Origin of the sequence: Archangium sp. Cb G35, assembly GCF_001896145.1 — a bacterium.
In the GTDB taxonomy this organism is placed as follows: Bacteria; Myxococcota; Myxococcia; order Myxococcales; family Myxococcaceae; genus Archangium; species Archangium violaceum.
The window spans coordinates 25545-39147 of record NZ_MPOI01000008.1; the positions used below are offsets into that span (position 1 = coordinate 25545).

The 13603-nt window shown below is 68.6% G+C and carries 8 protein-coding genes; 2 read left to right on the forward strand and 6 right to left on the reverse strand.

Annotated elements, in window-relative coordinates; genetic code table 11:
• Positions 1-7: 7 nt before the first annotated feature.
• Positions 8-1486 carry a hypothetical protein gene (locus BO221_RS24235; RefSeq protein ID WP_073562883.1) on the forward strand — a complete coding sequence of 493 codons (1479 nt, stop codon included), beginning with the start codon at positions 8-10 and terminating at the stop codon, positions 1484-1486.
• Positions 1487-1511: 25 nt separating this feature from the next.
• On the opposite strand, the gene BO221_RS24240 is transcribed toward BO221_RS24235, so the two are convergent.
• The 4 genes from BO221_RS24240 to BO221_RS24255 all read right to left on the reverse strand — a co-directional run bounded on the left by BO221_RS24240 (position 1512) and on the right by BO221_RS24255 (position 9334).
• The gene (locus tag BO221_RS24240; protein WP_073562884.1) at positions 1512-4910 is read right to left on the reverse strand and encodes a WD40 repeat domain-containing protein; all 3399 of its coding nucleotides are present in this window, start codon (positions 4908-4910) and stop codon (positions 1512-1514) included.
• Entirely contained in the window at positions 4907-6943 is a 2037-nt protein-coding gene (locus BO221_RS24245) for a CHAT domain-containing protein (protein ID WP_083681317.1), read from the reverse strand. The genes BO221_RS24240 and BO221_RS24245 overlap by 4 nt, the downstream gene beginning before the upstream one ends.
• A 33-nt stretch (positions 6944-6976) precedes the next feature.
• Positions 6977-8275: a UDP-glucose/GDP-mannose dehydrogenase family protein gene (locus BO221_RS24250; RefSeq protein ID WP_073562885.1), complete on the reverse strand. Its 1299-nt coding sequence runs from the start codon at positions 8273-8275 to the stop codon at positions 6977-6979.
• Between the two features lie 87 nt (positions 8276-8362).
• Positions 8363-9334 (reverse strand): nucleotidyltransferase family protein, encoded by a 972-nt coding sequence (locus BO221_RS24255; protein WP_073562886.1) that lies wholly within the window; start codon positions 9332-9334, stop codon positions 8363-8365.
• A 205-nt stretch (positions 9335-9539) separates the two neighbouring features.
• On the opposite strand from BO221_RS24255, the gene BO221_RS24260 reads away from it, so the two are divergent.
• Entirely contained in the window at positions 9540-10862 is a 1323-nt protein-coding gene (locus BO221_RS24260; RefSeq protein ID WP_073563242.1) for a DUF418 domain-containing protein, read from the forward strand.
• 100 nt (positions 10863-10962) lie between these two features.
• Here BO221_RS24260 and BO221_RS57385 read toward each other — a convergent pair whose 3' ends face one another.
• On the reverse strand, positions 10963-12003 hold the full coding sequence (locus BO221_RS57385) for a nucleotidyltransferase family protein (RefSeq protein ID WP_198956175.1): 1041 nt from the start codon (positions 12001-12003) through the stop codon (positions 10963-10965).
• The gene (locus BO221_RS24270; protein ID WP_073562887.1) at positions 12000-13484 is read right to left on the reverse strand and encodes an MraY family glycosyltransferase; all 1485 of its coding nucleotides are present in this window, start codon (positions 13482-13484) and stop codon (positions 12000-12002) included. Before BO221_RS24270 ends, BO221_RS57385 begins: the two co-directional genes overlap by 4 nt.
• Positions 13485-13603: the final 119 nt, after the last annotated feature.

The window sequence follows — 13603 nt, forward strand, 5'->3', positions numbered from 1 at the left end:
GGCACCTATGAGCACGTCAGCCGAACAACCCCAGCGCGAGGATCTCGAGCTCCTCCTGGTCCACGCGGATGACCAGCACCCGGTACTGGAAGGAGGGCTGGAGCCGAAATCAGTCTGGAACGCGCCGAAGCCCGAGTCGCTCCCTGGCCGGGTCGAGGTCCCCACCCGCGACATGCGCCACGGCGATCCGAACGATCTGCCAGCGCAGCGCTGGGCCGTCGTGGCGCCGCTCGGGGACGAGGGTGACGCCCTGCTCCAGGCCGTGGAACCGTTGGTGCGCCAGAGGGAGCAGCAGCAGGGCGCGCCGGTCATGCGCTACCGGGTCTGCCCAGGCATGGATGCGGCGACGGTGGTGAAGTGGAAGAACCAGGTGCTGCAACCCGAGGACATCCCGGAAGAGGAGTGGCCACGCTACCTGCTGTTGCTCGGGGACTTGCACCAGATGCCGGTGGAGATGCAGCACGTGCTGGCCAACGACCTGTTCGTGGGCCGGCTGCATTTCGCCCACGCATCGGGAGCGGTGGACCTCGAGGGCTACACGGCGTACGTGGAGAAGGTCCTGGCGTCCGAGCAGGGAACCAACGCCACCGAGGAGCTGGACGTCCTGCTCTACACCGCCCGGGACGGAACTTCCGCCACGAACACGGGGCACCGGCTGTTGGTGGAACCCTGCCAGGAGATGATGGAGAAGCGGTGGAAGCCCAAGCGCCCGGGGATGAACATCCAGCTCGTGCCCTATGACGAGGAGGGACCGGAGGAGTTGCTGAGCGCCGCGGGGGCGGCCCGCTCGGGGGTGATGCTCACCGTCTCGCACGGGCTCGGGAAGCCGCGTGGCGGGTGGGCCTCGGTGGAGCAGCAGCGGGCCACGCAGGGTGCGCTCTCCATCGCCCCGGGGAAGGTACTCACGGCGGAGCTGCTGCGGAAGACGCCCTTCCTGCCGGGAGGCATGTGGTTCTACCTGGCGTGCTTCGGCGCGGCGACGCCTCCACGAAGCGCGTTCCACGCCTGGCTGAAGCTGCTGGAGCAACAGAAGCTCTATGGCGCACGGCCCGAGAGCGTGCTGGAGAACCTGCCCAAAGCGGGCGAGCGCCCCTTCCTGGCGGCGCTGCCACAGGCCGTGCTGGCGAATCCGAAGGGGCCGCTGGCCGTCATCGGACACAGTGACCTGGCGTGGACGTTCGGCTTCGCCGACTCCGAGGAGATGCGGAAGAGCCGGGCCTCGCGCGTCCTCTCGATGCTCAGCGCCATGAAGGACGGCAGCCGCGCGGGCGTGGCCTTCGACTCGCTGATGCGCTTCTACCGGGACGTGAACGACGACGTGATGAAGGACTACGAGGCCCGGCAGGAGGCGGAGGTCTACAAAAGACCTGACCCGATCGATCCGAAGAAGCTGGGCCTCCGCTGGATGCTGCGCAATGACTTGCGCGGTTACCTGCTGCTGGGAGATCCGGCGGTACGGCTCGCATTCCGGCGTCCCTCCGCGTGACGACTTTCACGTCCGCACGTTCAGTTCAAGGACCGGAGGCGCCAGCGACGAAGGGAGGCTGTGAGGGAATGCGACCGTAGGACCGCTCGCATTCTTCGTAGGTCTTCAGTGCTTGTGAGTCGCTCTCACCCAGGTAGATCTGACGCAGCTCGGGCAAGAGGCAATCATGATTGGCTTCCCGCAGGCGCCGGGAGAGCTCGGAGATGGCGAGAGGCCAGGTCCGAAATGTCCTGTCCGCGGAGGCAGTGACAATGCGCTGCCCATCCGGACTGAAGTCCGCGGACAAAACCGCGCCTCCATGCCCAGAAAGGATGATGGGTGCACCCTTTCCATCCGCGCTCCATATCCGCGCGGTCTTGTCCTTTGAAGCAGTCACGATGCGCTGCCCATCCGGACTGAAGTCCACGGACAGAATCATGTCCCCGTGCCCAGAAAGGATGATGGGTGCACCCTTTCCATCCGCGCTCCATACCCGCACGGCCTTGTCCTCGGAAACAGTCACGATGCGCTGGCCATCCGGACTGAAAGCGGCGGACATGACCCTGCCCTCGTGTCCCGAAAGGACAATGGGCGGTCCCTCGCCATCGGCACTCCATACCCGCGCGGTCCTGTCAGCGGAAGCGGTGACGATGCGCTGCCCATCCGGACTGAAAGCGGCGGAATAAACCGCGTCCTCGTGTCCCGAGAGAACAACGGGTGCGCCCTCTCCATCCGCACTCCACACCCGGACGGTCCTGTCCCAGGAGGCAGTAACGATGCGCTGCCCATCCGGACTGAAACCGGCGAAACAAACCGCGGCCTTGTGTCCCGCGAGGACAACGGGTGCACCCTTGCCATCCGCGCTCCACACCCGGGCGGTCTTGTCCTTGGAGGCCGTGACGATGCGCTCCCCCTCTGGACTGAAGCCGGCGAAGAAGAGCGGACCCTCGTGTCCCGCGAGGACAACGGGTGCGCCCTTGCCATCCGCGCTCCAGACCCGGGCGGTCTTATCCTTGGAGGCCGTGACGATGCGCTCCCCATCCGGACTGAAGGCGGCGAATTGCACTTCATCCCCATACCCCAGGGGGACAACGGGTGCGCCCTTGCCATCCGAGCTCCACACCCGCGCGGTCTTGTCCTTGGAGGCCGTGACGATGCGCTCCCCATCCGGACTGAAAGCAGCAAACCAGACCCTGTCCTGGTGTCCCGCGAGGACAACGGGTGCACCCTGGCCATCCGCTCTCCAGACCCGGGCTGTCTTGTCCTCGGAAGCAGTCAAGATGCGCTGCCCATCCGGACTGAAGGTGGCGGAATGAACCGCACCTTCGTGCCCCGAGAGGATGACAGGTTCTCCCTTTCCATCGGCTCTCCAGACCCGAACGCTCTGATCCAGCGAGGCCGTGACGATATGCTGCCCATCCGGACTGAAGGCGGCAGACATCACCCTGTCCTGATGTCCCGCGAGGACAACGGGTGCACCCTGGCCATCCGCGCTCCAGACCCGGGCGGTCCTGTCCCAGGAGGCCGTGACAATGCGCTGCCCATCCGGACTGAAGGCCGCGAAATAAACCCCGTCCTCGTGCCCAGAGAGGACAACGGGTGCGCCCTTCCCGTCCGCGCTCCACACTCGAGCGGTCGTGTCACTTGAAGCAGTGACGATGCGCCGCCCATCCGGACTGAAGGCGGCGGCTCTGATCGGCCCCCCATGTCCCGAAAGGACAATGGGCGTTCCCTTGCCATCGGCACTCCACACCCGGGCGGTCTTGTCTCTGGAGGCTGTGACGATGCGCCCCCCATCCGGACTGAAAGCGGCGAACCAGACCCTGTTCTCGTGCCCCGAAAGGACAATGGGTGTTCCCTTGCCATCGGCACTCCACACCCGGGCGGTCTTGTCCCAGGATGCGGTGACGATGCGCTGCCCATCCGGACTGAAGGCGGCGGACACAACCTCGTCCTCGTGATGCAGGGTGATCTCGAGCTCGCTCCGCACGAGGCTCTCCATTGCCAGCGCCCGCCAATCGCGAGATGTCTCCGGGTGTTTGACCTCGAGGAGCAGATTCATCGCGGGCGCGAACTGGCGGTGTCCCATCTGTTCGCGCACTCCCACCATCACGGATTGATCGTGCGCCCGCTCAGCTTGCGAGGTTGCTTCAACCTGGGCCTTCCAAGCCGCCTCCTGGGCCTTCCAAGCCGCGGCCCTTTGCTGGAGCGCCCAGACAAACAACCCTCCCGTCAGCACTGCCACACCGACAGCGATCCCGGCGATCAGCAGCAACCGGCGCCTCTTGGCGCGTTCACGCTGGAAGCTGCGCGCCGACTCCTCGCGCCGCACCCGCTCCTGCTTGAGCTCGAACACCTTCCGCGCCAGCCAGTCATGCCCCAGCTCGAAGTACCGGCCTCCCTGGTGCGCCTCCGCGCGCAACACCGCCGCCTGCTCCAGGTGCTCCAGCACCTGCTTCGCCTTCTCGGGTGGCAACACCGCGTGGGCCTGCTTCTCCGTCAGCAGCGTCCGGCTCCCATCATTGGCAACCAGATGCTCCTCCAGCAGCCGGCGCGCATCGGCGCGTAGCGGCCCCAGGCGTCTCAAGGTCGTCTGCAGGTAGCGATGCAGGATGGGCTCGGCCTTCACGGGGCCGGCCTCATGCCCCTTCCGCTTCCGCTCCTCCCAGAGCGCCCGGCAGACAATCTGCGCGAACGCGGCCTGGACTTCCGCCGTGTCCGACGCGGACTGCCCGGGCAGCCCGACCTGGAGCATCAGCTCCCGCATCTCCTCGCGGTCCCACTGCTGCGCGGGCTGTCCCTGGGTGGCCAGCCAGCACACCACCTCCACCATCTCCCCGACGGTCAGGGGGCCCAGCCGGAAGCCCTGCTCCAGCAGCACCCGCCGTCCGCGCAGCCGGTCCCGGAATCGCCCCAGGTAGTCCTCACGCAGCGCCAGCACCAGTTGCAGCCCGCGGAAGGGCCTGCGCGCGAGCTCGTCCAGGCTCTCGAAGAAGGCATCCACCTGCTTTGGCTCGCGCCCCGGCAGGAAGAGCTGCTCGAGCTGGTCCAGGTAGATGAGCAGGGGGCGCTCGGACTGGCGCTCCGCCAGACGCAGGGCCTCGGAGAGCGCGGTGGACGGCGGCATGTCCCCGGGCACCGGTCCCAGCTCGAGGTCCGAAAACATCTGCCGGGCCAGCCACGCCAACGGCTCCTCATCCGGCGGCCACCCCTCGACGCTGGAGATGCGGAAGTCGTGCTCCTCCTTGCGCAGCTCGGGAATGACTCCCGCCTGCATGACGGACGACTTGCCCGCCCCCGAGGGGCCGAAGAGCGTGATGCACGGGTGCGCGAGGATGCTGTTCAGCAACCGGCGCGTGGTCTCCTTGCGTTGGAAGCGCTCGCTGTCCCGGCTCCGGTAGGGCTGGGGACCCAGAAAGGGATTGGGATCCACGTGGCCACTCATGGCTGCGTCCCCCGCGCCCGCTCATCGAGCCACACGCTCAGCTCCGCGGGAGCCGCTTCGATGGCCTGGATGCCCACCCGGCCCGGCAGGCCCTTGCCGCTCACCCACACGGACTGCTCCGGCTCTCCGGGCTCCAGGGTGACGAGGCTCCCGATGGGCAGGGGGCGCTTGCCGAAGAGCCGGTAGAGCATCATCCGGTGGTGCCAGGTGTGCAGAGACATCCCCAACAGCAGTGCCGGGTGTCTGTTCAACGCCCGCAGGACGGGGTCCGCGAGCACGGGGGGAAGCAGGGAGCCCAGGTGGATTCCCAGCAGATAGTCGTCCTCGGTGAGCAGCGGCTTGCGGTAGTCGTTCGACGGCAGGTAGCCGCTGTAGAGCCGGAGCACCACGTAATCCCTCTCCGGATCGATCGACTCCAGGGGCGCGTCGAATGGCTCCCAGCTCTCCGCGTCCGCCTCGTACCGCATCACCAGGGTCGAGTCCTCGCCCGACCCGGGAAGTGGAGGCTGGATGGCATAGAGGGCCTGCTGGGAATGGTGCCGGGCCAGCGCGTTCTCCAGCACCGGGCGCCGCATCAGCGTGATGTGGACTCCGGGAGGCAGCCCACGGGCCAGCACCTCGACGAGCGGCGACTCGGGAGCCACGCTGCGGAATACCTTCTTGAACTCGGAGTCCAGCGACTGCTCTCCGATGTGGAGCGCGTAGTGCTGCGCCAGGGTGCTCAGGGCCCCCTCGGGAGAGGAGTGGGGTGCCCGGGCCACGAGCTTCGTCTGGAGCTGCTGGCGGAAACTCTCCAGCAGGGGGCCCTCGTCCATCCACCGGTCGCCCAGCACCAGCGAGAAGCGGCTCGACAGGAGCTGCCGCAAGGCCGCGGGCATCTCGCGGCGCGAGTCCGGGCTCGCGCGGGCCGGGGCTCGCGGAGGTTCCACGATCTTGCGGCCCTTGAAGTCGAACAGGATGGAGTTGCGCGCCCGCAGGTACAGCACCGGAGAGAAGGCCTCGGCACTCCCCTTGAAGCTGGTCAGCATGGTCCGCCGGGCCTCGTTGAGGCTGAAGGCCACGTCCCCGTGCTGAAGCGTCCTGCCGGTGAGCGTCCGGTAGAACGTCTTCGAGCACAGCTCCGCCACGTCCGCCTTCACGGGCCAGAGGTGGGCGACGACCGCATCCGCCCCATCCCGCGTGAGCAGTTCCGCCGCGCTGGCATGTTCCCCCGGAGCCGCGCCCTCGCAGGCCTCCAGCACCACCAGACGCAGGTATCCGCGCGTCCCCGCCTGGAGCTGTTGCGCCAGCAGCTCCGCCTCCACCCAGGACTCCTCGTCCTCGTCATCCGCGAGCCGGAGGGCCGGCACGCCCTTGCGCACGCCCCCGTGGCCGATGAAGTGGATGACGTGGGGAATGGGCTCGCTCCTCAGCCGCTCCAGGAGGTCGCTCTTCCGGGTGCGCGAGCCGGTGAGCGGTTCGAGCCACTCGACCTCGCCCGCGCCGATGCTCTCACCGAGCGCGCTGCGCAGCCTCGCAAGCGCCCCCTCGTGCATGGGCGCGACGGCCAGCACCCGCACCGCTCCACGCACCTCGCGCGGCTGCCACGGCTCCTTCGAGAGCACGCCCCGGACCGGCAACAGCTTCGGCGAGTTGCCCAGGAACCCGAGCTGAGTCTGGGGCTCACAGAGCGCCTCCCACGGGAAGGCCTGGAGCGCACCGTCGCGCAGCAGGAAGCGCACCAGCAGCGGCTCCCCGCCCGCGGCCTCGCGCAGCCGCTCTTTCACGGTCTCCAGCTCGCCCCGGAAGAGCGCCTGGTGGAACGACCGGGACTGAGCGAGCCGCTGGTCCCCGAGCGGAGCCGCCCGGAGGGCCGCCTCGCGCAGGTTGATGGCGAACTGGCTCAGCGCCTCCGAGGTGACGGCTGGCGCCAGACCATGTGGCGCTGGCCGCTCGTCCCGGCTGCTCTGGGCCTTCACCTGGAAATCATCGCCCGATCGGTCGATTTCGATGTCCAGGCACTGTCTGGAAGGTTCGGCTCCCCCGCGAGGCATGCCGGGATACTACCTCGTCCTCCCGGAGGGCCCCTACTTCCGGCCCAGGCCCATGTACGTGAAGCCCAGCTCGCGCATGCGCGACGGGTCGTAGATGTTGCGGCCGTCGAAGATGACCGGGCTCTTCATCAGCGCCTTCATGCGATCGAAGTCCGGGTGGCGGAACTCGTTCCACTCGGTGACGACGAAGAGCGCGTCCGCGCCCTCCAGCGCCTCGTAGGGCACGTTCGTGTAGCGGATGCGGTCACCCAGCACGCGGCGCGCGGTGCGCTCGGCCACCGGGTCATGCGCCGCCACCTTCGCGCCCTTGGCCAGCAGGCCCTCGATGACCTCCACCGACGGCGCCTCGCGCATGTCGTCCGTCTTCGGCTTGAAGGCCAGGCCCCATACCGCGAACGTGCGCCCCTCCAGCGAGCCGAAGTGCTTCAGCGCCTTCTGCACCAGCGCCTTCTTCTGCCGCTCGTTGGTGCGCTCCACCGCGCGCAACAGGTCCAGCTCCATCCCCAGCTCGCGGCCCTTGGCCACCAGCGCCTTCACGTCCTTGGGGAAGCAGCTGCCGCCGTAGCCCACGCCCGGGAAGAGGAACGGGTAGCCGATGCGCTTGTCCGCGCCCATGCCCTTGCGCACGAAGTCCACGTCCGCGCCCACGCGCTCGCACAGCGCGGCGATGTCGTTCATGAACGAGATGCGCGTGGCCAGCATCGCGTTGGCCGCGTACTTCGTCAGCTCGGCCGAGCGCGTGTCCATGTAGAGGATGGGGTTCTCCGTGCGCACGAACGGCGCGTAGAGCTGGCCCATCACCTTGCGCGCCCGCTCGGACTCGGCGCCGATCACCACCCGGTCCGGCTTGAGGAAGTCATCCAGCGCCGCGCCCTCCTTGAGGAACTCGGGGTTGGAGACGACGTCGAACTCCACCTCCGTCACCCGGGAGATGACCTCGCGCACCTTGTCCGCGGTGCCCACCGGCACGGTGCTCTTGTCCACCACCACCGTGTACTGCCGCATGGCCCGGCCCACCTGCTCCGCCGCCGACAGCACGTACTGGAGGTCCGCCTCGCCGCTCTCGCCCTCGGGCGTGCCCACCGCGATGAACACCACCTGCGCGCGCGCCACCGCCGGCGCCAGCTCCGTGGTGAAGCTCAACCGCCGGTCCCGCGTGTTCTTGCGGATGAGCTCCTCGAGCCCCGGCTCGTAGATGGGGACTTCCCCCTGCTGCAACTGGGCGATCTTCCGCGCGTCGATGTCCACGCAGACGACGTCGTTACCCGAGTCCGCGAAGCAGGTGCCCGCGACCAATCCCACGTAGCCGGTTCCAATGATGGCGATATGCATGAGCGTCCTGACTGTCAGCAGCCGGGTACGCTCTTACCCGGGAGTGGCCTCGCGGGGGAAGGGGCGAATAGCAACCAGCCCCTCGCCTCACTGCCCGGTCAGCAAGCGGCGCAGCCGCTCCGAACCCCGGACATGGCTCATCTTCCCCGGCACACTCGCCGGCTGGACGACCAGCCGGTCCAACAGCTCGCGCGTGGCGCGGCGCAGCGGCGGCAGGGCCGGCTTCAGAGCCTCGGCCGTCTCGGGGAAGAGTCCCGACACGATGGACAGCGAGGTGTAGAGGGAGCGCTCCAGCTTCCACGCCTTCGCCCGCTCCAGCAGTGCCGCCACGTCCACGGGGCGCGAGTACACGCCGCCCATCGCCTTGGCGCCCGTCATCAGCTCGCGCAGGTCCACGAAGGACAGCCAGGGCACCTGGTACCCCTCCCGGGCCTGCTCCAGGCACACCAGCAGCACCGCATCCTCCAGGTCCGGGCGGAAGATGGAGGGGCCGTACATCTTCATGGGCTTCGCCCGGTCGAAGATGCCCTGCACCTCGGCGCGGCGGCTGGTGCCGAGCACGTCGGCGTAGAGGTGGATGGCGGTGCGGCCGTCGGACAGAACCTTGATGGCGCCGTGGGCCGGCGCGTCGGGCTCGGGGCGGAACTCGTTCTGGGCGAGGTAACCCGCGAAGCCGTCCACGTCCATGCGCCGCAGCAGCATCTGAATTTCCAACACGGGGCGGAAGGCCACGTGCGGGTAGAGCGTGTCGGCGAAGGCCGCCGCCCCAATGAGGAGCAGCTTGCGGCCCTCCAGCTCGTCCACGGAGCGCTTGAAGTTGACGAGCTTCATCACGTTGTCGTTGACCGAGCCCGAGTAGATGCTCAGCAACTGGTCCCGCACCCACTCCGGCGCATCCGCCCCGGGCATGCGGTACTGGAGGTTGTAGGAGGCCAGCGGAGCCAGGCCCTGCGCGATGGCCCAATCCACGTACTCCTCCCAGGGAGCACCGCGCAGCGAGACACGGGGCGGTTCGAAGGAGGCGAGGACGCGAATGGTGTCGAGGAGGCTGATGGCCATGGCGACGCAGCTTTAACGACTCCCGCGTACATGACGCAATCGGAAGCCGCATCGCCTGTCCATCTCGCTACCGCGGGGACGGGGTTGTCCGGATATGGAACGGCGCTGTCCGGATACGGACAGCCTGGGAGGCCCGGGCCCGGCGGTCCCCTGGCCGCTGGGAATAGGGGCGGGCTGGCACAAGTTCGGCATGGCTTTTCCGGCCATGAGCCAACCACCCTCTTCTCCCACCGCTCCGCAGGCCGAAGCCCGCCCCGTCGACGCCAGCGAGCGGCTCGCCCTGCTGGACGTGCTGCGCGGCTTCGCGCTGTGTGGCGTCTTCGCGTCCAACACCTTCATGTGGTTCTCTGGCCGCGCCTACCTGACGCGCCAGCAGATCGAGGCCGCCATGGCCTCGGCCACATGGGTGGACCAGACCCTCATGTACACCATGGGGATCCTCGTCAACGGCAAGTTCATCACCATCTTCTCGTTCCTCTTCGGCCTGGGATTCTCCGTGCAGATGATGCGGGCCGAGGCGCGCGGCGCCGCCATCACCCCGCTCTACATGCGGCGATTGGTGATGATGTTCCTCATCGGCTGCGTGCACCTGTTCGGGCTCTGGCTCGGCGACATCCTCACCACCTACGCGACCATCGGCTTCGCGCTGCTGCTGTTCCGCGGGCGCCAGGACAAGACGCTGCTCATCTGGTCCGCCCTCCTCCTCTTCATCTCGCCCCTCGTGGTGAACCTCGCCATGAAGTACGTGCCCATGCTCCTGAGCGGGGGAGCGGAAGCGGGCGCCGATGCGGCCAAGGCGGCCATGGAGCGCTCCAGCCAGCTGCGGGCCGAGACGAGACAGGCCTTCTCGAACGGCACCTACGTGGAGATGGTGCGCACCAACGCCCATTACTTCTTCGTCCAGTTCCTCCCGGGTCTCGCGGGATTCTTCCTTCCCCTCCTCGGCCGCTTCCTGCTCGGACTCATGGCCGGACGGCGGCGTCTCTTCCATGACGCGCCCCAGCACCTGGCGTTCTTCCGCAAGCTGCTCCGCTGGAGCCTGGGCATGGCGGTGATCGGCAGCGCCGTCGGGATGGTGGTGCAGTACATGATGCGCCAGAAGATGCTGGATCCCCAGTCGCCGTGGATGATGCTCCTGAGCCCGGTGCGTCAGCTCAACGAGATGGGGCTCGCCGCCGTCTACGTCGCGGGCCTGGTGCTGCTCTTCCAGCGCGAGGCGTGGCAACGGCGGTTGATGGTGCTCGCCCCCGTGGGCCGCATGGCGCTGACGAACTATCTGAGCCAGACGGTCATCAGCCTGTTCATCTATTACGGCTTCGGGTTGGGGCTCATGGGGAAGATCAGCCCCGGGGCGACCATCGCGCTCAGCCTGGTCATCTTCGCGGTGCAGGTGGTGTTCAGCCACTGGTGGCTGGCGCGCTTCCGCTTCGGCCCCGCCGAATGGCTGTGGCGCTCGCTGACGTACGGCAAGGCCCAGCCGATGCGCCAGCCCTCGGCGCCCGCCGCCGCGGCGGTGACGGCCGTCTGACGCTCACACGGGAGAAGAGGCGCGGCCCGGCCGCTCTCGGCACCCCGAAGGTGCCGAGCACCTCCCTCTCGCAATGCTCCAACCGCGAGACCGTACGGGGTCAGCGGCTCGAACGCAGCGCCGTGAGCCCGTCGTCCCGTAACCGGCGCAGTGAGTAGCGCGCCATGGGCAGCAGCCGGGGCGCGAGCAGCAGCTTCGCCGCCACCCACGCCGGCTTGTGGTTCATCAACTCCGTCTCCAGCAACCGTCCGGCCGTGAAGAAGCGCGCCGCCATCCGCCGCTGCCACACGGGCGGAGCCAGCGCCTCCAGCACCTCCTCCGGCACCGAGGCCCCCGTCAGCCTCCGCGCCGCCTCCAGCGCGTACCAGGCCAGGTGCGGGAAGGCCGTTCCCCTCGCCACCTCCACCACCCGTTTCCAGTCCAGCCCCGGGCTCGCCAGTACCCGTAACTTCAAATCGAACAGCCACGCCAGCCGCTGCAACAGGTGGTTGCTCGCGTGGATCGCCAGGTACACGAGCTCGTCCTCCGCGCACAGGTAACGCACGCGCCGGCCCTCCAGCACCCCCTCCTCCGCGCGCGCCAGCAGTGCTTCCGCCTCCAGCGTCTGGCCGTACCCCACCAGCGCGCGGAAGTGCAGCTCCACCATCCCCGCCGCGCCAGTGAACGTCAGGTGGTGCTCGTGCTCCCGCGCATGTGCCGCCGCCGCCTCGCCGAGCGGCCTCAACCCCAGTCCCACCAGGGCACCCGACGCCACTCCCACTTCCGCGTCCGCCACCAGCAGATCCACGTCCGTGGTGGCCCGCTGCAACGGCTCCGGGTACAGGCGCAGGCCCAACCCGTACCCCTTGAGCAGCACCGGCACCACCCCCACCGCGGTCAGCGCGTCCAGGCTCCGCACCAGCAGCGCCTTCACCCGCATGCCCCGAGCCGCCTGGGCCAGGGTCTCGCGGCGCAGGTTCGTACGCGCCGGCTCGCCCAGCGTCCACCCCGAGCGCCCCAACGCGTGCTGCACGAAGCCCGCGAGCCCATGCCGCGCCGCCGCCTGCACCAGGGCCTCCACGTCCGTGGGCACGGCACCACGCGGCGCCTCGGGCCAGGCCCGGAGCACTTCCAGCAACGCTCCCGCGCCCTCGCCGCTCACCGGCGCAGCGCCACCACGCGCTGCGGATCCGCGTCCGCCCGCGCCAGCAGCTTCGCCGCCCGGTCTCCCACCGCGTCCGCCACCAGCTCCAATGCCAGCTCCTCGTCTCGGTTGATCTCCGAGCGCCCGTCACTCCAGGCAATCATGAGGCGGCCGAGCAGCTCGTCCCCGTTCTTCACCTCCAGGGCCACCTCCAGCGGCAGCGCCGAGCCCGCGGGCCGATGGGTCTCGAAGGTGAGGCCATCCCTGTTGCCCTCGCGCTGGCGCTCGAGGCGCAATTCCAGCCGGGAGGCATCGAGCGCGCCCGCCAGCGGGCGCACCGCATCCCAGAGCTCCTTCATCCCGTTGCCAGCGCGCACCGCGTCCGTCACGTCCTTCACCAGCGAGCGCAGGCGGATGTTCTTGCGCCGCGCCGCCCCCATGTCACCGGCGTTCCGCAGGTCCAGGTAGCCCAGCTTGCGCATCAGCACCGCCACCACCACCGCCATGCCCGTGAGCAGCATGGCGCTCTGCGCGGTGTTGGCCCAGTGCAGGCCGAGCGCCGTCAGCGTGAAGAGCGCGCACAGGGCGTAGAGCACCAGCACCGCCCCGCGGTGGCTGAGCACCATGCGGCTCATCATCCGGTGGTGGATGTGCTCGCGGTCCGCGCTGAACATGGGCCGGCCCAGCACCGTGCGCCGCACCATGGCCAGCAGGGTGTCCATGATGGGCAGGCCCAGCGCCATCACCGGCACCAGCATGGCCACCGCCGTGCCGCTCTTGGCGCTCGTCTTGATGGAGACGGCCGCCAGCACGAAGCCCAGGAACATGCTGCCCGTGTCTCCCATGAAGATGGAGGCCGGGTTGAAGTTGAAGACGAGGAAGCCGAGGATGGCCCCCGCCAGCGCCGCCATCACCAGGCACAGCAGCACGTCGCCCCGGCTCAGCGCGAGGATGAAGTTGGTGCCCACCCCGAAGAAGGCCACTCCGCCCGCCAGCCCGTCCAGCCCGTCAATCAGGTTGAGCGCGTTGATGACGCCCACCACCCACAGCACCGTGAAGGGCAGGCTCAGCAGCCCCAGCGGCACCGGCGGCCCGAAGGGGTTGGCGATCAGCTCGATGCGGAAGCCGAGCCAGTACAGGCCCAGGGCCAACAACAGCTGCACGCTGAACTTCAGCTTCGCGCCCGCGCCGCGCAGGTCGTCGTAGAGGCCCAGCGCCGCGATTCCCAGCCCGCCCGCGAACAGGCCCCACACCAGCTCCGTGTGGTAGCGGAAGTGTTGACCCACCCCCGAGTCCACCAGGAAGAGCGCGCACAGGGGCGCGAAGAAGCCGCCCACGATGCCAATGCCCCCCAGGCGAGGGATGGGCCGCACGTGCACCTTGCGGCTGGAGTTGGCCTGGTCCAGCAGACCCCAGGCCAGCGCGCGATTGCGCACCACCAGCGTCAGCACCAACGCCACCATCAGCGCGACGAGGAAGGCCACCAGATAGGTAATCATCTCTCGACCTCCACCCCCAGGGCCGCGCATGGTGGCGGGGCTGGCGCGGAGCGTCAATGTCCTCCGGTATCACTCGACTGTTGCCTGCATGCTGGAGAAGCCAGCAGCCGATAACGCAC

Excerpts from the sequence above, each read along its gene's own strand:
- BO221_RS24240 (WP_073562884.1), bottom strand. The coding sequence starts at position 4,910 with ATGAGTGGCCACGTGGATCCCAATCCCTTTCTGGGTCCCCAGCCCTAC.
- BO221_RS24255 (WP_073562886.1), bottom strand. The coding sequence starts at position 9,334 with ATGGCCATCAGCCTCCTCGACACCATTCGCGTCCTCGCCTCCTTCGAA.
- BO221_RS24270 (WP_073562887.1), bottom strand. The coding sequence starts at position 13,484 with ATGATTACCTATCTGGTGGCCTTCCTCGTCGCGCTGATGGTGGCGTTG.
- BO221_RS24260 (WP_073563242.1), top strand. The coding sequence starts at position 9,540 with ATGAGCCAACCACCCTCTTCTCCCACCGCTCCGCAGGCCGAAGCCCGC.
- BO221_RS24235 (WP_073562883.1), top strand. The coding sequence starts at position 8 with ATGAGCACGTCAGCCGAACAACCCCAGCGCGAGGATCTCGAGCTCCTC.
- BO221_RS24245 (WP_083681317.1), bottom strand. The coding sequence starts at position 6,943 with ATGCCTCGCGGGGGAGCCGAACCTTCCAGACAGTGCCTGGACATCGAA.
- BO221_RS24250 (WP_073562885.1), bottom strand. The coding sequence starts at position 8,275 with ATGCATATCGCCATCATTGGAACCGGCTACGTGGGATTGGTCGCGGGC.